The 19,232-nt window shown below is 72.9% G+C and carries 13 protein-coding genes; 1 reads left to right on the top strand and 12 read right to left on the bottom strand.

Annotation, left to right across the window (positions count from 1 at the left end):
- The 4 genes from OG406_RS07720 to OG406_RS07705 form a co-directional block, all read right to left on the bottom strand.
- On the bottom strand, positions 1-2,220 hold the full coding sequence (locus OG406_RS07720; RefSeq protein WP_266617645.1) for an NADP-dependent isocitrate dehydrogenase: 2,220 nt from the start codon (positions 2,218-2,220) through the stop codon (positions 1-3).
- Positions 2,221-2,447: 227 nt separating this feature from the next.
- Entirely contained in the window at positions 2,448-3,533 is a 1,086-nt protein-coding gene (locus OG406_RS07715) for a mechanosensitive ion channel family protein (protein ID WP_329184902.1), read from the bottom strand.
- A gap of 375 nt (positions 3,534-3,908) precedes the next feature.
- On the bottom strand, positions 3,909-4,673 hold the full coding sequence (locus OG406_RS07710) for a crotonase/enoyl-CoA hydratase family protein (RefSeq protein ID WP_329184900.1): 765 nt from the start codon (positions 4,671-4,673) through the stop codon (positions 3,909-3,911).
- 104 nt (positions 4,674-4,777) lie between these two features.
- Positions 4,778-5,761: a lysylphosphatidylglycerol synthase transmembrane domain-containing protein gene (locus tag OG406_RS07705; protein WP_382754133.1), complete on the bottom strand. Its 984-nt coding sequence runs from the start codon at positions 5,759-5,761 to the stop codon at positions 4,778-4,780.
- A 186-nt stretch (positions 5,762-5,947) separates the two neighbouring features.
- On the opposite strand from OG406_RS07705, the gene OG406_RS07700 reads away from it, so the two are divergent.
- Entirely contained in the window at positions 5,948-7,846 is a 1,899-nt protein-coding gene (locus tag OG406_RS07700; RefSeq protein ID WP_266617647.1) for an ABC transporter ATP-binding protein, read from the top strand.
- Between the two features lie 87 nt (positions 7,847-7,933).
- Here the strand turns inward: OG406_RS07700 and OG406_RS07695 are convergent, their stop codons facing one another.
- The 8 genes from OG406_RS07695 to OG406_RS07660 all read right to left on the bottom strand — a co-directional run bounded on the left by OG406_RS07695 (position 7,934) and on the right by OG406_RS07660 (position 18,789).
- Complete coding sequence (locus OG406_RS07695) at positions 7,934-11,134, bottom strand: alpha-L-rhamnosidase (RefSeq protein WP_329184898.1); 3,201 nt, start codon at positions 11,132-11,134, stop codon at positions 7,934-7,936.
- A gap of 255 nt (positions 11,135-11,389) precedes the next feature.
- On the bottom strand, positions 11,390-11,848 hold the full coding sequence (locus OG406_RS07690) for a MarR family winged helix-turn-helix transcriptional regulator (RefSeq protein WP_329184896.1): 459 nt from the start codon (positions 11,846-11,848) through the stop codon (positions 11,390-11,392).
- A gap of 128 nt (positions 11,849-11,976) precedes the next feature.
- Complete coding sequence (locus OG406_RS07685) at positions 11,977-12,504, bottom strand: flavin reductase family protein (RefSeq protein ID WP_266617650.1); 528 nt, start codon at positions 12,502-12,504, stop codon at positions 11,977-11,979.
- A complete protein-coding gene (locus OG406_RS07680; RefSeq protein WP_164371345.1) occupies positions 12,501-13,904 on the bottom strand; it encodes a dihydroorotase in 1,404 nt (467 codons plus the stop codon). The genes OG406_RS07685 and OG406_RS07680 overlap by 4 nt, the downstream gene beginning before the upstream one ends.
- Positions 13,892-15,067 carry an acyl-CoA dehydrogenase family protein gene (locus tag OG406_RS07675; RefSeq protein WP_329184892.1) on the bottom strand — a complete coding sequence of 392 codons (1,176 nt, stop codon included), beginning with the start codon at positions 15,065-15,067 and terminating at the stop codon, positions 13,892-13,894. Before OG406_RS07675 ends, OG406_RS07680 begins: the two co-directional genes overlap by 13 nt.
- Positions 15,046-16,080 carry a PrpF domain-containing protein gene (locus tag OG406_RS07670; RefSeq protein WP_329184889.1) on the bottom strand — a complete coding sequence of 345 codons (1,035 nt, stop codon included), beginning with the start codon at positions 16,078-16,080 and terminating at the stop codon, positions 15,046-15,048. Before OG406_RS07670 ends, OG406_RS07675 begins: the two co-directional genes overlap by 22 nt.
- Positions 16,077-17,954 (bottom strand): asparagine synthase (glutamine-hydrolyzing), encoded by a 1,878-nt coding sequence (asnB, locus tag OG406_RS07665; RefSeq protein ID WP_329184887.1) that lies wholly within the window; start codon positions 17,952-17,954, stop codon positions 16,077-16,079. The genes OG406_RS07670 and asnB overlap by 4 nt, the downstream gene beginning before the upstream one ends.
- Before the next feature lie 7 nt (positions 17,955-17,961).
- Positions 17,962-18,789, bottom strand: a complete 828-nt coding sequence (locus tag OG406_RS07660) for a cupin domain-containing protein (RefSeq protein ID WP_329184885.1) — start codon at positions 18,787-18,789, stop codon at positions 17,962-17,964.
- Positions 18,790-19,232: the final 443 nt, after the last annotated feature.

Genomic DNA, 19,232 nt, shown 5'->3' with positions numbered 1-19,232 from the left:
TCAGGCGAGGGTCGCCAGCGCCTCGTTCCAGGTGGCCGACGGGCGCATGACCGAGGCGGCCTTGGCCGGGTCGGGCTGGTAGTAGCCGCCGATCTCGGCGGGCTTGCCCTGGACGGCGTTCAGCTCGTCGACGATCGTCTGCTCCTGGGCGGTCAGCACCTCGGCGAGCGGGGCGAACGCCTTGGCGAGGTCCGCGTCGTCGGTCTGCCGGGCCAGCTCGTTCGCCCAGTACAGGGAGAGGAAGAAGTGGCTGCCGCGGTTGTCGATGCCGCCGACGCGGCGGGTCGGCGACTTGTCCTCGTTGAGGAACGTCGCCGTCGCGCGGTCGAGGGTGTCGGCGAGCACCTGGGCGCGCGCGTTGCCCGTGGTGGTCGCGAGGTGCTCGAAGCTGGACGCCAGGGCGAGGAACTCACCGAGGCTGTCCCAGCGGAGGTAGTCCTCCTTGACGAGCTGCTGCACGTGCTTCGGCGCGGAGCCGCCGGCGCCCGTCTCGAAGAGGCCGCCGCCCGCCATCAGCGGGACGATCGACAGCATCTTGGCGCTGGTGCCCAGCTCCAGGATCGGGAACAGGTCGGTCAGGTAGTCGCGCAGCACGTTGCCGGTGACCGAGATGGTGTTCTCGCCGCGGCGGATGCGCTCCACGGACAGCTTGGTCGCCTCGACCGGGGGCAGGACACGGATGTCCAGGCCCTCGGTGTCGTGCTCCGCCAGGTACCGCTCGACCTTCTCGATGAGCACGGCGTCGTGCGCGCGCTCGGCGTCCAGCCAGAACACGGCCGGGTCACCGGTGGCGCGGGCGCGGGTGACGGCCAGCTTCACCCAGTCCTTGATCGGGGCGTCCTTGGTCTGGCAGGCGCGGAAGATGTCGCCGGCGGAGACGGTCTGCTCCAGGACGACGTCGCCGGCCTGGTCGACGAGACGGACGGTGCCGGTGGTCGGCACCTCGAAGGTCTTGTCGTGGCTGCCGTACTCCTCGGCCTTCTGCGCCATGAGGCCGACGTTCGGGACGGTGCCCATGGTCGACGGGTCGAAGGCGCCGTTGGCGCGGCAGTCGTCGAGGACGACCTGGTACACGCCGGAGTAGCTGCTGTCCGGCAGCACCGCGAGGGTGTCGGCCTCCTGGCCGTCCGGGCCCCACATGTGGCCGGAGGTGCGGATCATGGCCGGCATCGAGGCGTCGACGATGACGTCGGACGGCACGTGCAGGTTGGTGATGCCCTTGTCGGAGTCGACCATCGCCAGCTCGGGGCCCTCGGCGAGCTCGGCGTCGAAGGACGCCTTGATCTCCGTGCCCTCGGGCAGGGACTCCAGGCCCTTGTAGATGCCGCCGAGACCGTCGTTCGGGGTCAGACCGGCGGCGGCGAGCGTCTCGCCGTACCGCGCGAACGTCTTCGGGAAGAAGGCGCGCACCACGTGACCGAAGACGATCGGGTCGGAGACCTTCATCATCGTGGCCTTGAGGTGGACCGAGAACAGCACGCCCTCGGCCTTGGCGCGGGCGATCTGCGCGGTGAGGAACTCGCGCAGCGGCGCGACGTGCATGACGGACGCGTCCACGACCTCGCCGGCCAGGACGGGTACGGACTCGCGCAGCACGGTGGTGGTGCCGTCGTCGCCGACCAGCTCGATGCGCAGCGCGCCCGCCTCGGAGATCACCGCGGACTTCTCGGTGGAGCGGAAGTCGTCGACGCCCATGGTGGCGACGTTCGTCTTCGAGTCGGACGTCCACTTGCCCATGCGGTGCGGGTGGGTCTTGGCGTAGTTCTTGACCGACGCGGGGGCGCGGCGGTCGGAGTTGCCCTCGCGCAGCACCGGGTTCACGGCGCTGCCCTTGACCTTGTCGTACCGGGCGCGGATGTCGCGCTCCTCGTCCGACTTCGGGTCGTCCGGGTAGTCCGGGAGCGCGTAGCCCTGCGCCTGAAGCTCGGCCACGGCCGCCTTCAGCTGGGGGATCGACGCCGAGATGTTCGGCAGCTTGATGATGTTGGCCTCGGGCGTCTTGGCCAGCTCGCCCAGCTCGGTCAGCGCGTCCGCGATGCGCTGGTCCTCCTGGAGGTACTCCGGGAAGAGGGCGACGATGCGCCCGGCAAGCGAGATGTCACGGGTCTCCACAGTGACACCCGCCTGCGAGGCGTACGCCTGGACCACCGGCAGGAACGAATACGTCGCCAGGGCCGGGGCCTCGTCAGTGTGCGTATAGATGATGGTCGAGTCAGTCACCGGGTGCTCCGCTCCACGTCTGCAACATTGCTCGACATCAAGATATCTCGTGAGCGACCCGGCCTCGACAGGGGTCCGCGCCGGGGCGGGCCGGGCCCGCGGGAAACAGCCGCGGGCCCGGGGCCGGCGTCCGGCGCGGTGCGGTCACGTTCCGCGGGAGCCCGTCACGCTCCGCGCATCCGCCGCCGGGCCGTGCCCGGACGCGGCCGGTCCGGGCCGCGGGCACCTCACGGGCGGGACGCCGCCTCGCGCTGGTGCGGGATGGCGGACTCCGGCAGGGGGGTGCCGCCGCTCTGGAGGGCGACGGTGCGGGCCGGGGACGGGATGCGGATGCCCTCGTCGCGGTAGCGCCTGTGCAGGCGCTTGATGAACTCGTGCTTGATCCGGTACTGGTCGCTGAACTCGCCCACGCCGAGGATCACCGTCAGTCCGATGCGCGAGTCGCCGAAGGTGTGGAACCGCACGGCGGGCTCGTGGTCCGGGAGCGCGCCCGTGATCCCGGTCATCACCTCGGTCACGACCTCGTTCGTCACCCGCTCGACGTGGTCCAGGTCGCTGTCGTACCCGACGCCCACCTGCACGGTCAGCGTCATCTGCTGCTCGGGCCGGGTGAAGTTGGTCATGTTGGTGCCCGACAACTGGGCGTTGGGGATGATGACCAGGTTGTTGGAGAGCTGGCGGACCGTGGTGTTGCGCCAGTTGATGTCGACGACGTACCCCTCCTCGCCGCTGCTCAGCCTGATGTAGTCGCCCGGCTGGATCGTCTTCGACGCGAGGATGTGCACCCCCGCGAAGAGGTTGGCGAGGGTGTCCTGGAGGGCCAGGGCGACCGCGAGACCGCCCACGCCCAGTGCCGTGAGCAGCGGCGCTATGGAGATCCCCAGGGTCTGCAGGACGACCAGGAAGCCGATCGCCAGCACCACGACCCGGGTGATGTTCACGAAGATGGTGGCCGAGCCGGCGACACCCGACCGGGACTGGGTCACCGACCGGACCAGGCCCGCGATGAGCCGTGCCGCGGTGACCGTCGTGACCAGGATGAGCAGCACGGTCAGCGAGCGGCTGACCGTGCGGCCCACCGCCGAGGTCAGCGGCAGCACCGCGGCCGCCGACGCGAGGCCGCCCACGAACGCCACCCACGGCACCAGGGCGCGCAGCGCGTCCACGATGACGTCGTCGCCGCTCCAGCGGGTGCGCTCGGCGTGCTTGCCCAGCCAGCGCAGCAGCATCCGCAGCAGGAACGCCGCCAGCAGCCCCGCCGCCACGGCTATGCCGGCGATCATCAGGTCGTCCACGGTGACCGAACGCTTCATCGGTGACCTCCCGGGAGGCGGGGACCGGGGTGAGGCCCTGCGGGCCGTATGCGCTGTGTCGTCACTTGCCACCTGCTCGAATCCGGGGAACGCACGATCATGCCCGGACAGGTGTTCGCCGTCCGGGGCGACCGCTCATCCTGCCGCATCCGGCTGCCCCTCCGTCACCAGGCCCGCACAGTACCGCCCTTGACCGGAACCGCCCGTCAACGCCCGTCATGGGAACGCCTGCTGACCGTTCTCCTCCCGCGCGGGGCCCTTCTCTGTCGCGGGCCCCGTCGACCCCGCGCCGAAAGGGCCGGGACACGTCCCTCCGCCGCCGCACACGGCCGCGGCGGACGGCCCGGGCGCCGGGCCCCGCCAACGGGCCCGCGGTCAGGCCCCGTCGAACGAACCGTGCCGCCCGGCGCCCGCGGAGAAGCGGGCCGCGCCCTCCCTGCTCTCGTCCAGCACGTCCATGCCGTAACGGAGTTCGGTGCGCAGGGCGGCCTTCTCGATCAGGCCCTCCTGGTCGAGGACCGAGGCGCGGTCGCTGCGCAGGCAGGCCTGCGGGAAGTCGGCGATCTCCGCGGCGAGCCGCTCGGCCTCGGCGCGGGCCCGGCCCACCGGGACCAGCCGGTTGGCGAGCCCCATCGTGTACGCCTCCGCCGCGGGGACCGCGCGGCCGGTGAGGATCATGTCCATCGCGCGGCTGGTGCCGATGAGCCGGGGGAGCCGCACGGTGCCCCCGTCGATGAGCGGGACACCCCAGCGGCGGCAGAAGACACCGAAGACGGCGTCCTCCTCGGCGACCCGCAGATCGCACCAGAGCGCCAGCTCCAGACCGCCGGCCACCGCGTGCCCCGCGACCGCCGCGATCACCGGCTTGGTCAGCCGCAGCCGGGTGGGACCCATCGGGCCGTCGCCGTCCTCGGTGACCTGGTTGCCCCGTTCGGCACCGATGGCCTTGAGGTCCGCACCCGCGCAGAAGGTGCCGCCCTCCCCCCACAGCACCGCGACACGTGCCGTCTCGTCGGCCTCGAACTTCTTGAAGGTGTCCGCGAGTTCCGCCGCGGTCGGCCCGTCCACCGCGTTGCGCGCGGCCGGCCGGGAGAGGACGACGGTGGTGACATGACCCTGGCGTTCGATCCGGACCGGCATGGCGCTGACCCCTTCTCCGGCCGACGCGCCTCACCGCGCGTCGTGGTCACTCCTCGGTACCACAGCTCGCGGGCGCGCGCACCGGCGCCGGGGATGCCCCTGTCTCAGATCACCTTCCAGCGCACCAGGGCCCCCAGCGTCAGCGCCCCCGGCAGCAGCGGCACCCACACCGTGATGATCCGGTACGCCAGGACCACCGCCGTCGCCACCGCGACCGGGCCGCCCGCCGCGACCAGCGCCACGGTCAGGGCCGCCTCCACCGAGCCGAGGCCGCCGGGAGTCGGCACCAGCGCGACCGCGACCGTCGCCGCGAGATAGGCGATCACCATGTGCGCGGGGGACACCGGCAGGCCGAGCGCGCGGCCCACCGCGGCGAGACCGGCGGCCTGGAGCAGCGGGAACGCGAGCGAACCGCCCCACAGGGCGAAGGCCCGCGCCGGCCTGGTGTGCACCGAGCGGGCCTCGCCGAGCGCGGTGCGCAGGAAGGAGACGACGGGAGTGCGCAGCCGCCGGACGAGCAGCAGCGTCGCCGCGGCGAGCGCCACCAGCAGCCCGATGCCCAGCAGCAGCGGCCCGACCGCGCCGTCCGGAAGCAGGCCGCCGAGGCGCAACGCGTCGGGGAACGCGATCAGCAGGCCGAGGAGCAGACCGAGCCGGGCGGTCGCCTCGGCGAGCAGATACAGCGCGAGCGCGGCCGACGAGCGGGCGAGCGGAACCCCGCACACCGTCATGAACCGGAGATTGACCGCTCCGGCGCCGAGGCCGGTCGGCAGCAGGTGGTTGGCCGCCCCCGCCGCGAACTGGGTGGCGAGCAGCCGGCGTGCGGGCAGCCGCTCCATGACGGCCCCCTGACGGGTCAGGGCCGCGGCCACCCAGGTCAGCGCGGTCGCGGTGGCCGCGGCCGCGAGCCACGGCCACTCGGCGGACCGCAGCTGGCCGAAGCCCTCGGCGAGGACGGACCGGTGGCGTACGGCCACCACCAGGACCAGCGCGAGCGGGAGCAGGCACAGGACCGGCCGGACGGCGGGGCGCAGGGCGAGGCGCCGGGGAAGCGCCGGCCTCGCTCGGGGGAGTCGTACGGTCGTCACATCGGGAGAGGTTTTCCACACCGCACCAACGTGAGGTTGCGGGCGCGGGGACAGCGGCTGACACGCCGCGCAAGCTGCGGGAGGGGTGGCACCCGCGGGCCCCGGGTTGACACCGTCCTGCCCGTGCGGGTGCGCTCCTGGCGAATCCTTGACCTCAACGAAGCTTGAGGTCCTACCGTCTCTCCCATGAGCATGGAGAGCACGGCCTGGACCCAGCTGTACAGCGTGATGAACGCCCAGCGGGAGCGCAGGCCCTTCGACCCCGCGACGCTGCGGCGCATCGCCGTCTTCGCCCGGCCGCACCGCCGCCGGATCGTCCAGTTCGTCGTCCTCAGCGTGGCGACCGCGCTGCTGGCCGTCGCGACGCCGGTGCTCGCGGGGCACGTCGTGAACACCATCGTGTCCCGGGGCGACGAGCGCACCGTAGTCCGCCTTGCCGTGCTCATCGCGGTCATCGCGGTCGCCGAGGCGGCGCTCGGGATCCTGAGCCGCCTGCTCTCGTCGACGCTCGGCGAGGGGCTCATCCTCGATCTTCGGACGGCTGTGTTCGATCATGTGCAGCGCATGCCGGTCGCGTTCTTCACACGTACCCGTACGGGCGCGCTCGTCAGTCGACTCAACAACGACGTCATCGGCGCCCAACGCGCCTTCAGCAACACCCTGTCCGGAGTCGTCAGCAACGTCGTGACGCTGCTGCTCACCCTGGCCGTGATGCTCACCCTCTCCTGGCAGATCACCCTGCTCGCGCTCGTCCTGCTGCCCGTGTTCGTGCTCCCCGCCCGGCGCATGGGCAGCCGGATGGCCCGGCTCCAGCGCGAGGCCGCCGACCTCAACGCCTCGATGGGCACCCGCATGACGGAGCGCTTCTCCGCCCCCGGCGCCACCCTCGTCAAGCTGTTCGGCCGGCCCGGCCAGGAGTCCGTCGAGTTCGCGGAGCGCGCCGGCCGGGTGCGGGACATCGGGGTGCGTACGGCGATGGCGCAGTCCGCGTTCATCACCGCGCTGACCCTGGTGTCGGCCCTGGCACTCGCCCTCGTCTACGGTCTCGGCGGCTGGTTCGCCCTGCGCGGCACCCTCGACGCCGGCGCCGTCGTCTCCCTCGCACTGCTCCTCACCCGCCTGTACGCGCCGCTCACCTCCCTCGCCGGGGCACGCGTCGAGGTGATGAGCGCCCTCGTCAGCTTCGAGCGCGTCTTCGAGGTGCTCGACCTGAAGCCGCTCATCGCCGAGAAGCCGGACGCCCGCGAGGTCCCCGAGGGGCCCGTCGCCGTCGAGTTCGACGACGTCCGCTTCGCCTACCCCGCCGCCGACAAGGTCTCGCTCGCCTCGCTCGAAGAGGTCGCCGCCCTGGACACCCGGGGCGGCGCCGAGGTGCTGCACGGCATCTCCTTCACCGCCGAACCCGGCCGCACCGTCGCGCTCGTCGGCTCCTCCGGCGCCGGCAAGTCGACCATCGCGCAACTCCTGCCGCGCCTCTACGACACCGACGCGGGCGCCGTCCGGATCGGCGGCGTCGACGTCCGCGACCTCAGCGCCGCCTCGATGCGCGCGACCCTCGGCATGGTCACCCAGGACGGCCACCTCTTCCACGACTCCGTCCGCGAGAACCTCCTCCTCGCCCGGCCCGGCGCGACCGAGGAGGAACTGTGGGACGTGCTGCGCCGCGCCCGCCTCGAGGATCTCGTCGCCTCCCTGCCCGACGGCCTCGACACCGTCGTCGGCGAACGCGGCTACCGGCTCTCCGGCGGCGAGCGCCAGCGCATGACCATCGCCCGTCTGCTGCTCGCCCGCCAGCGCGTCGTCATCCTCGACGAGGCCACCGCCCACCTCGACAACACCTCGGAGGCGGCCGTCCAGGAGGCGCTCGCCGAGGCACTGGAGGGGCGCACGGCCGTCGTGATCGCGCACCGGCTGTCGACCGTGCGGGCCGCCGACCTGATCCTCGTCGTCGAGGCGGGCCGGATCATCGAGCGGGGCACCCACGAGGAACTGCTCGCCGTGCGGGGCCGGTACGCGGAGCTGTACCGGACGCAGTTCAGGACCGCCCGGGAGGACACCCCGGAGCCGGCGGGGGTGGAGGCGTAGACCCTCCGGGGGAGCCGGGGTACCAGGGACCGGGTGGACGCGCGACGAACCCGCGCGTCCACCCGGTCCCTTCGCCCTCCGCGGCGGCTAGGCCGTGAACCGGTGGCTGCCGGAGCCGACCCGGTACACCGCGCAGCCGTCCTCCGTGCGCACGTAGGCAGCCCCGGTGTGGGTGACCGCGTCCGGGCCGGTCGCCGGGATCCACACCTCGGCCGTCGTGTTGGCGGGCACGGCGCAGGTCAGGTCGAAGGTGCCCGAGCGCAGGCTCCACCGGGTGGAGACCGGACCGTGCACCGACGTGAACGTGGCGCGCGCCGAGGTGACGTCACCGCCCGGCCGGGGCCGCACGACGATCTCCCGGTAGCCGGGACGGCCCGCCGCGATGCCGGCGATGTTGGCGTACATCCACTCGCCGACCGAGCCGTAGGCGTAGTGGTTGAACGAGTTCATGTCCGGTGTCTGGAAGCTGCCGTCGGGCTTGATGGAGTCCCACCGCTCCCACATCGTGGTGGAGCCCTTGTCGATCTGGTAGCCCCAGCTCGGGAAGGAACGCTGCTGGAGCAGCCGGTAGGCGACATCGGTGTGCCCGGTGTCCGTGAGCACCGGCAGCAGCCGGGGGGTACCGAGGAAGCCGGTCGACAGGTGCCAGTCCTTGGCCCGGATCAGATCGACGAGCCGGCCGGCCGCCGCGGTGCGCACCGCCTCGGGCAGCAGGTCCATCGACAGGGCGAGCACGTACGCCGTCTGCGTGTCGCCCTTCACCTTTCCGTCGGCGCCGACGTACGCGCTCCGGAACGCGTCGCGGACGCTCGCGAAGAGCCGGGTGAAGGGTGTGGCGTCCTTGCCCAGCTCCGTCGCCATCCGGGCGGCGAGGTCCGCGCTGTGCGCGAAGTACGCGGTGGCGATGACGTCCTTGGGGGTCTCGTCCGAGACGTTCAGCCAGTCGCCGTACCCGCCGGCGGGCCGCAGCAGCCCGTCGCTGTTGCGCTCCAGGTAGGACAGCCACGCCTGGACGGACGGCCAGGCGTCCTCCAGCACCTGCCGGTCGCCGTACGCCTGGTGGAGCGCCCAGGGGACCGTCACCCCGGCGTCGCCCCAGCCCGCCACCCCGTTGCCGACCGTCCCGACCATGGGCGCGACGTCGGTGAACGCGCCGTCCGCGGTCTGGGCGTCGCGCAGGTCCACGAGCCACTTCGTCAGGAAGCGGGCCGATTCCATCGTGTAGGAGGCGGTCGGCGCGAACACGTTGATGTCACCGGTCCAGCCGAGCCGCTCGTCACGCGCGGGCGTGTCCGTCGGCACGGACAGGAAGTTGCCGCGCTGTCCCCAAGTGATGTTGCTGTGCAGCTGGTTGAGCATCGGGACATCGGTCTCGAACTCGAAGGTGAAGGGTGCCGAGGTGTGCATCACACGGCCGGTCACGGCCCGCGCGGACGGGGTGCCGGGGAAGCCGGTGATCTCGACGTAGCGGAACCCGTGGAAGGTGAACCGCGGCTCGTAGGTCTCCTCGCCGCCACCCTTCAGGGTGTACGTGTCGGTCGCGGCGGCCGAGCGGAGGTTCGCCGTGTACAGGGTGCCGTCCGGGTTGAGGACCTCCGCGTGCCTGATCCGCACGGTCGTCCCGGCCGCGCCGGACACCCGCAGGCGTATCGAGCCGACCATGTTCTGTCCGAGGTCGAACACGTGGACGCCGGGGGCCGGTTGTGTCACCTTCCGTGTCGCCAGTTCACCGGCCACCCGCACCGGGCCGTCCACCTGCGCGACGATCCGGGGCGGCGCGGCGTCTCCCGCGGCACGCACCGGGAGCCAGCTCCGGTCGTCGAACCCCGGTGAGGTCCAGCCGGAGGTCTCCAGCCGCGCGTCGTACGTCTCCCCGCCGAGCAGGTCGGCCGCGACGATCGGGCCGGCGGCGGCCCGCCAGTTCTCGCCCGACGTGACCCGTTCGCTCGTCCCGTCGGTGTACTCGACCTCCAACTGCGCCAGCAGGGCGGGGCGTTCGCCGTACTGGTGGGGCCCGAACATGCCGACGTTGCCCGCGTACCAGCCCGGCGCCACCCAGGCGCCGAGGGCGTTGGCGCCGGACCGCACGAGCGAGGTCACGTCGTAGGTCTGGTACTGGACGCGCTCGCGGTAGTCCGTCCAGCCGGGGGCGAGCTGGTCGACGCCCACGCGGTGGCCGTTGAGGTGCGCCTCGTAGAGACCGAGCGCCGTCGCGTACAGGCGTGCCCGGGCCACCTTCTTGCGCGGCAGTGTGAACGCGTGCCGCACCTGGTTGGCGGCGAACGACGCCGGGACGACCCGCCCCCACGGTCCGGATCCCCAGGCCGCGGCCACCTTCGCCGCCGGCCAGCCGCCGTCGTCGAAGCCGGTCTCCCGCCAGTCCGCCGCGGGTTCCGTGTCGGTCGCCTTCCAGGAGGTGTCGGTGACGATCCGCTGCTCGCCGGACGCCGTCCGCAGGTCGAGGACGGCGACCAGTCCCGCCGGGCTCTCCGTCGCGTTGGTGGCCGCGACGGCGAGGACGTTGCGCCCGGGCCGCAGGTGCGCGAGGACCTCGACGACGGCCGGGCGGCGCCAGTCCTCGTTGTCCGTCGCCAGGTCGGTGCGGGCCACCTCGGTGCCGTTCACCGCGAAGGCGTAGACGTTGTCGGCGGTGACGGCCAGCTTCGCCGAGGTGACGCCTTCGGGGACGTCGACCACCCGACGGAACCAGCGCGTGCCCTTCGGGGCCCCGCTCGCCGGATCCCCCTCGGCGAACCAGATCCACGAACTGCCGTCGAAGGACGGCGCGTCGGTGAGGGCGGCGGGGCCGGAGATCCACGTCGCCGACCAGTCCCCGGAGCCCATGAGGCCGGTCTCCCACCAGGCCGGGGCGCTCCACGGGGAGACGGCGCCGTCGGTGTCCCACACCTGGACCGACCAGAAGTACCGCTTCCGTGAAGTCAGTTGCGGCCCGGCGTACGGGACGAGGGTGGACTGGTCCGACGTCACCTTCCCGCTGTCCCAGACGTCGGGCCGGGACAGGCCGGAGGCGCTGGAGGCGACCCGGATCCGGTAGGCGCTCTGCCGCATCCCCGGGGTGTCCGAGGTCATCGGCCAGCTCAGGCGCGGGTTTCGGGCGTCGACGCCCAACGGGTTCCGCACGTATTCGACGGTCGGTTCGGTGACCCGCACCTCACCACGTCGTCCGGCCGCCGCGGTCGCCGGTGCTGCCTGGGCCGCACCCGCTCCCGTGGCCGTCACGGCGACCGCGCCCGCGGCGCTCGCCAGGATGTTCCGCCTGCTGATCAATTGCGGCCCCTCACCTCGGAGTTGTGAATCGATTCACGTCGGTGAAGGTAGGGGCGGGAGGGGTGGGGGTCAATGAGTGTGCAGGGTTTTTCTGTGATGCGGCTGTACTGGCGTGATGTGTGGGGGCGGGTGGCTGGTTCGCGCCTCCGGGAAATTGAACGGTTTCAATCGAGCGGCGGGGGAGCGGCACACGGTGTCCGACCTGCGGGAGGCGCGGCGGCCCGGCCTCCGGACGGCGGGGGGCGTGGGGCGCGGTCAGCCGGCCGGCGCGAGGCGGCTCTCCGGGCCCACGGAGACGCGCAACACCCCGAGGAGACGGGCGAGTTCACCGAGCTCCGGCTCGGCGAGCGGGGTGCCGACGAGGGCGTCGAGAGCGTCCGCGTACACGAGCGTCGCGTCGTCGAGCAGTCCGTGGCCCGCGGGGGTGACGTCGACCAGGCTGGAGCGCCGGTCGCGCGGGTTGGAGCGGCGTACGCACAGACCCCGCCGTTCCAGGCGGTCGACGGCCTGGCTCGCGCCGCCCACGCTGAGGGCGAGCGCGTCGGCGATCTCCTGGACGCGGCAGAAGGGGGCCCGGCCGGACGCTGTCAGGAGCATCCGGAAGCCGTTCAGGGACAGGTCGCACTCCTCGCGCAGCCGGGTGTCGATGTCCTGCGACAGCAGGGCGCCGAGCCGGGCGATGTCCTCGAAGACCTGGTGCGGACGCGTGGTCACAGTGGTTCTCCGGTCTGTCGTGCGCGGGGCGCCGACGGCACCCGCCGCTGGGTGGGGAAGGGACGGCGCGTGCGCCGGGTCCGGGCGGGGGCCGCCGGCCGCACTGCGGCGGCAGCCCCCGCCCCGGTTCACGGCCGCCGCGCGTGCGCGAAGCCGCGTCGGTGCCAGACCAGGCCACCCGCGTGCGCGGGCTCGCCGCCCACCTCGGTCACCCGCCCCACCAGGATCGTGTGGTCGCCTCCCTCCAGGATGTCGTGGCGGACGCACGTCAGGGTCAGGGACGCGTCCCGCAGGACCGGGGCCCGGTGGGACTCCGCCGCCAGCGGGAGGTCGTCGAACCGGCGCTCGGCCGGCCGCATGAACCGCTGCACGAGGTGTTCCTCGCCGGGGCCGAGCAGGTGCACGGCGAAGTCCTCGGCGTCCGTCAGGGCGTCGTGCGTACGGGAGTTCCGGTCGATGCAGACGAGGAACAGCGGCGGACCGAGGGAGAGCGAGCTGACGGCGCTGGCCGTCAGACCGCGCGGCCTGCCCCGGTCGTCGTAGCAGGTCACGATGGTGACCGGCGCGGCCAGGGCGGACATCGCGGCGCGGAACGCCTCGCCGAGGTCCTCAGCCGCCCCGGTCGACGGCTGGGACGCGAGCAGCGACGGCGTCACCGCGCCACCTCCAGCGGCCGGGCCGAACCCTGGAGCCAGCGGCCCTCGGGACGACCGGAGAAGCCCGTACGGATGTCCCAGGCGACGTGTCCCGCCTTGACCGTGGTGGTGAACCGCCCGGTGAACGTCCAGCCCTCGTACGCGGACCAGCCGCACAGGGCCTGCACGTCGTGCGCGGAGAACTGCCAGCGTGTGTTCGGGTCGAGCAGCGTCAGGTCGGCGTCCGCACCCGGTTCGAGCCGGCCCTTGCCGGGCAGGTCGAACAGCCGGGCCGGTCCCGAGCCCATGAGCCGGGCCAGATGCGTGGCCGCCTCGTCCGGATCGATCCCCCGGGTCCGCAGCCCGGTCCACACACCCGTGGCCAGTTCCTGGACGCCGGGGAGACCGGGCGGCGCGTCGGCCGGCGGACGGTTCTTCTCCTCCACGGTGTGCGGGGCGTGGTCGCTGCCGAGGGAGACGGCCTCGCCGTGCAGCACCGCGTGCCACAGGCGCTTCTGGTCGCGGCACTCGCGGATGGCGGGGGAGAGCCGGGTCCGCGGACCGCGCCGGGTGGTGTCGTCGTGGGTGAACGACAGGTGGTGGCCGGTCACTTCGAAGGTGAGGGGCAGGCCCTCGGCGGCGGCGGCCGACAGCAGGTCGGCCTCCTCCGCCGACGACACATGGAGGATGTGCGCCTTCGTGCCGTACTCCCGCACCAGGTGCACCACCTGGGCGACCGCGACGATGCCTCCCGAGCGCGGCCGGTGCGGCTCGTACTCGCCGTACGAGTCCGGGGCGCTCGAACTCGCGTCGAGCAGGTCGAAGACGTGCTGGTCCTCGGCGTGCAGCACGAGCCTGATGCCGCCCCGGGCCGCCGCGGCGAAGGCCCGCCGCAACTGCTCGCGGTCCCGGAAGACGACCGGTGCCGTGTGGTGGCCCGCCATGAACACCTTCGCCGAGGTCGCTATCCGCGGGTCGATGTCGGCCAGCAGTTCGGGGTGGTCGGGGTCGGCGCCCAGGTGGAAGCGGTAGTCGGCCCACGAAGTGCCCCGGATCACCGCGTCCTTGGCGATCAGCCCCGCCTCGTCCAGGGACGGCGGACGGGTGTTGGGCATGTCGACCACCGTCGTCACGCCCCCGACGAGGGCGGCCTTGCTGCCGTGCTCCCAGTCCTCCTTGTACTCCAGGCCAGGGGTGCGGAAGTGGACGTGGGAGTCGATCAGACCCGGCAGCACATACCGGCCACGGGCGTCGAGACGACGGCCGGCGGGCAGCGGCTCGTCCGGACCGAGCAGGGCCGCGACACGGCCGTCCCGGACGACCACCGTGCCGTCACGGACACCGTCGGGGGTGACGAGCCGGCCGCCCTCGACGACCAGGTCGGCGGGAAGGTCCTCGGATGCGGGATTCAACGGTTCCACGTCAGACTCACCAGTTCCTTGCAGAGGTCGTTGGTCGGTCCCATCAGGGCGACGGCGCGCGCGTCGCGGCCGTAGCGGTTGATCTCGTTCGAGGCGACGTAGCCGGCCGAACCCAGCAGCCGCTCCACCGCGTTGACGACGCGCTCGGCCGCCGAGGAGGCGAACAGCTTGGAGTGCAGCGTCGCGATCCCGGGGTCCGAAGCCGTACGGCGGCCCGTGCGCTCGACGACCGCACGCGCGGCCTCGACCTCACCCGCGATGTCCACCAGCCGGTGCCGTACGGCCTGTTGGGCCGTCAGGCCGCGCCGCTCGGCATGCTCGTGGGCCAGGTCGAGCGCCGCCTGCGCCAGGCCGACGGACACCGCGCCGAGCGTGGCGCCGCTGTCCCGGACACCGGCGATGATCGAGGCGGCGGCGCCCACCGCACCCAGCCGCGCCGTGTCCGGCACAGGGCAGTCGTGGACGGAGACGAAGCCGGTCGCCGAGCCGCGCATACCGGTCAGCTTCATCGAGGTGTCCGGCTCCAGGCCCGGCGTGTCCGCCGGTATCAGGAAGAACGTCTGGCCCGCGGAGCCGTACCCGGTGTCCGGCGCCGCGTCCGGCGCGGGCTCGTCGGTCTGCGCCAGCACCAGGTAGATGTCGGCCAGGCCCGCACTGGTGGTGAAGGACTTGGCGCCGTCGAGGACCCAGCCGCCGTCGGGCGTGCGGCGCGCGGTGGTGGACAGGTGCTTCTTGTTCGCGCCCGCCCCCGTCTCGCTCCAGGCCGAGGCGGCGAGCCAGTCGCCGCGCGCCAGCCGGGGCAGCAGCCGGCGGCGCAGGGCCGGACTGCCGTGTTCGAGGATGCGGGTGCTGACCGCGTAGTGCTGGAAGAGCATGATCGAGGCGGACGCGTTGACCCGCGCCACCTGTTCGACGGCCGTGTTCAGCCCGTGCGCGTCGGCACCCGTCCCGCCGTACTCGTACGGCAGGGCCAGACCGAGCAGACCGCTCTCGCGCAGCAGGGTCAGGGCACGCCGGTCCGGTTCGCCGCTCAGGTCGGCGTCCCGGGCACAGGCGGCGAGGCGCTCGCGGACCGACGCGGTCAGACCGGTGGCCGGCAGCGGGAGCGGTGCGTCGGCGAGGTCCGGCGCGTCGGGCACGGTCAGGCTGTCTGCGGAAGCCATGACAACTCCTGGGAGGTGGGGGTGGGCAGGAAGTGGCCGCGGTAGTCGACCTGCTTCTCCGCGACGGAGATCCAGGCGAGCCGGCGGTCGTGGGGACCGCCCGTGGTACGGGCCGAGGCGCGGACGGTGGCACCCGGCGTGCGCAGGGCGAGCATGCCGTTCTCCGGCTGGTCCGCGGCGCCGGACAGCAGGTGCGGGATCGTGCCCTCGACGGCGGCGCCCGCGGCGAGGCAGGTCGCGCCGGTGAGGGCCACGGTGGGGTGCCAGGACGGTACGGAGATGGCGCGGACCGCGAGGGCGCCGGGACCGTCGGGAAGCAGCGCGGCCACCTTGGGGAAGGCGCCGGTGGTGTCCCAGCCCCGCGCCCGGCAGACGGCCAGGCGCAGCCGGGTCATCTTGTCGAAGAGCGCGGGGTCGTCGGCGAAGAGCTCCTCGACGGTGCGGACGCCCAGTTCGGCGGCGTTCACGAAGAGGTACGGATTGCCCATCGAGACCAGGGAGACCGGCACCGTACGGCCGTCGAAGCGGATGCCCGTGACCGGCTCGCCGGTGATCAGGAGCTCGTCGACCGGGCGTGGCGGCGAGCAGAGGAAGTGCGCCGTGAAGCGGGTGCCTCCGTCGGAGGTCTCCTCCGCCTCGCACACCACGTTGTCCCCGTTGTTGAGCACGTTGACCCGGACCCGGCAGCCCGCCACGAGGGGCTGGATCATGCCGGTGCGGGCCGCCGCCTCGACCGCGGCGAGGATGGAGTGCCCGCAGGAGCCCCGCAGGTCGAAGCTGTCGAGCCGGTCCGGCATCGACTGGACGAACCGGTAGTCCAGGTCGAACAGGGGATGCCGGGAGGGCTGGACGAGCGCGTTCTTCAGGACGTCCGCGGCTCCGTGGTCGGCCAGCGCCGACCGCAACTCGGTCAGCCGGGCCAGCAGTTCGGGCTCCGAGGCGGGCAGGGTGCGGGCGTCGAGCACGGCGGTGGGGCACGGGGTGCCGTGCGCTCGGGCGAGGCTGACGGTCATGCCGCCGCCTCCTGGAGGACCCGCGCCGGCGTGTGCAGGGTGAGCGGCGCTCCCGTGGTCGCCCCCGCCGCCGCGAAGAACTCCTGGCGCCACAACTGGTGCGACATCAGGGACCACAGGGCCAGCGAGACGGAGTCGCTGGGCCGGGTGGCCTGCTCGTCGAAGAGGGCGTCCACCCGCTCGGGGCGGATCCGTCCGTCGGCGCGCAGGGTCCGCGGGGACAGTACGTCGCGGGCGAGGGTCCACAGCCGCTGGCCGGGCGCGAGCATCGCCGTCACCGGGAGGGTGAAGGGCTGCTTGGGGCGTTCCAGCACACTGCGCGGGATCAGGCCCTGGGCCGACCGGTACAGCGCACGCTTCACCCCCTGGCCGGGCACGAGCCGCTGCGCGTCGGTGAGGGTGGAGGCGAACCGGACGACGGAGGGCTGGCAGAACGGCACCCGCACCTCGACCGAGCTGGCCATCGACAGGTGGTCGACACGGCGCAGGTGGTAGGCCGGCAGCCGGTAGCGCTGCTCCACCGCGCCGATGCGCTGCAGCCGGGTGCCGGGGCTGCTGTGCAGGACACGCCGGATCTCGGCGGGCAGCGAGGAGCCGACCGCGTTCACGGCGAAGGAGTACTCGTCGGTGTACAGGCTCTCGCGCAGGGAGCGCGGGACGGCGGCGAGGTGGTCGAGGTAGTCGTCGATCCAGTCGGAACCGTGGTGCGCGGCGACCGCCTGGGTCATACGGGAGTAGCCGCTGAAGAGTTCGTCGGCCGCGTCGCCGGTGAGGGCGACCTTGAAGCCCGCGTCGCGGACCGCGCGGAAGAGGGAGAACGTGGACAGGGTGATCGGATCGGCGTTGGGCTGCCCGAGGTGGCGCACCACGTCGGTCATCAGGTCGGGGAAGGTGGCCGGATCGACCTCGACCTGGTGGTGCCGGGTGCCGGCGGCGCGGGCGACCTCGGCGGCGAAGGCGCGTTCGTCGCTGGGCCAGGTGCCGGTGTAGGCGATGTTGAAGGTGTGCAGGCTCCCGAGGCCTCCGGCGGCGCGCAGTGCCTCGGCGGCGAGCGCCGTGACGAGACTGGAGTCGAGCCCGCCCGAGGTGACGGCGGCGACCGGCGCGTCGGCCACGAGGAGGCGCGACACCTCCTCGTAGAGCAGGGCACGCAGCTGCTCGCCGGCCTCGTCCAGGGTGCGGTCCTTGTCGGGGCGCAGACCCCGTTCGTGGGCCATGGGCCGCTGCTTGATCCGCAGTCCGTCACGGTGGCTGAGGACGGCGGTGGCGGCCGGCGGCATGACCTGGATGCCGCGGAACATGGTGCGGTCGCCGAACGGGGTCTTCGAGGTCAGATAGGCGTCGAGTCCCGCCTCGTCCTCCTCCGCCCGCACCCCGGAGAAGCCGAGGAGCGCGGGCAGTTCCGAGGCGAAGTGGAAGCGCCCTGTGGCCTGTTCCCACTGGTAGTAGAGCGGCTTCATGCCCGAGTCGTCGGTGGCCAGCACCATGCGGGGTGTGCTGCGCAGATCCATGACGGCGACGGAGTACATGCCGTCCAGGTGCTCGGCGAACCGGTCCCCGTACGTCAGGTACAGCGCGGGCAGGATGGAGCCGTCGCACTGGTCGTCGAAGTGGAACCCGAGGCCGGTCAGGCGTTCGCGCAGGTCACGATGGTTGTAGATCTCACCGTTGAAGACGACGGTGACCCGGCCGAGGTGGTACGGCTGCGCGCCGCCCTCGGGGTCCATGATGGACAGCCGGTTGTTGCCGAGCGCCCAGTCGGAGCGGTGCGCGACACCCTGGGCGTCGGGCCCGCCGTGGTGCATCAGGTCGGCGACACGGCGCAGTTCGGCCTCGTCGGAGTGGATGTTGAAGGTTCCGTATATGCGGCACACGCTGCGTTCACCTGACCTGTGAGGAGTAACCGGCGGCGGAGTAGAGCGCCGGGTCGTAGGGGCTGGGGCCACCGCACGTGACGAAGCGGCGGGCGGTGGAACCGGTGTGGGGGTTGCGGGCGCCGTGCAGGACCCCGGGCGACGCGTAGAGCACGTCTCCCGCGCTGACGTCGATCCAGCGGTCGCGCAGGTACATCTGGCCGACGCCCTCGAAGGCGATGAACGCCTCGTCGCTGTCGGGGTGGAGGTGCACGCTGAAGGTCTCGCCCGGCTGCTGGATGCCGCAGTGCAGACACAGCCGGCTGCTGCCGTTGCCGGGCCAGAAGACGAAGTTCATGGTCGCGCGGCGTTCGGTGGCCTCGATCTGGCCCGTCCCGCCGAAGCCGCGCAGCTGGGTGGTGTCGTCCCAGAGGGAGGAGTGCAGGACGGGCGCGCCGCCGACGGGGGCTCCCGCGAGCGGGGTGCGCCACACGTACGCGGTCATTCCGGCGCCGTCGGCGCTGAGGACGAGCGCCTGGCCGGTGGGTGCGTAGGCGGCCGAACCGCGCTCCACGGGACGGGAGTTACCGCCGACCGCGGCGGTCCCGGTGCCGGAGTACACCACGACGGTGTTCTCCTCGGCCGCGCTGTGCTCGGGGGTGTACGACTCACCGGCGGCGACCCGGACGATGTGGAGGGTGACGTGGGTGGCGCCGGCGGCCGGGCTGACCGGGGTCGCCACCGTGGTGCGGGCGGTGGGGTCGGCCCCGGCGACGGGGAGGAACACGAACTCCGCAGCGGTGATGATGCGGGCGTCGCCGAGGGCGGTGGTGGGAGCTTCGGTGGATGGGGGCATGCCGGTGGCTGCTTCCTGTGGTCGAGGGCCGCGCGGTGGCGTCGGCCTGCCGGTGCTGTGGGGGAGCGCGGCGGTGGACGGTGCCCGATGGGGCCTCGCCGGCCGCCGGCGGCGGGAGCGGACCGTGCGTCCCGGCGCACGAGAGCGGAGCGGTGCCGGATGACCGGGGTGTCACCACTACGGGGTCGTGGACCGGTTGCTCGGCGGAGACGGTGCGGCGGCCGGTGCGGGTCGCCGCGGTCCTTCTTCCTTCTCCTGACGAAGGTTCGCGCGAGGGGTTCCCGGTCGTGTCCCACGTCGCTCCCGGCCCCGGGAGCGGTCACGGGAAGAGCACGGGGGGCCGGGGTACCTCGGCGAACGCCCCTCACCGACCGGCGCGCCGACCTGCCGGCCTGCCGGCTTGCCGGAACACGGTGCCGGTAACGGTCAGGACCCGGCCCCGG

Origin of the sequence: Streptomyces sp. NBC_01428, assembly GCF_036231965.1 — a bacterium.
Classification (GTDB): Bacteria; Actinomycetota; Actinomycetes; order Streptomycetales; family Streptomycetaceae; genus Streptomyces.
Note: the sequence above shows the minus strand (reverse complement) of the source record. Positions and strands in the feature narration are given on the sequence as shown.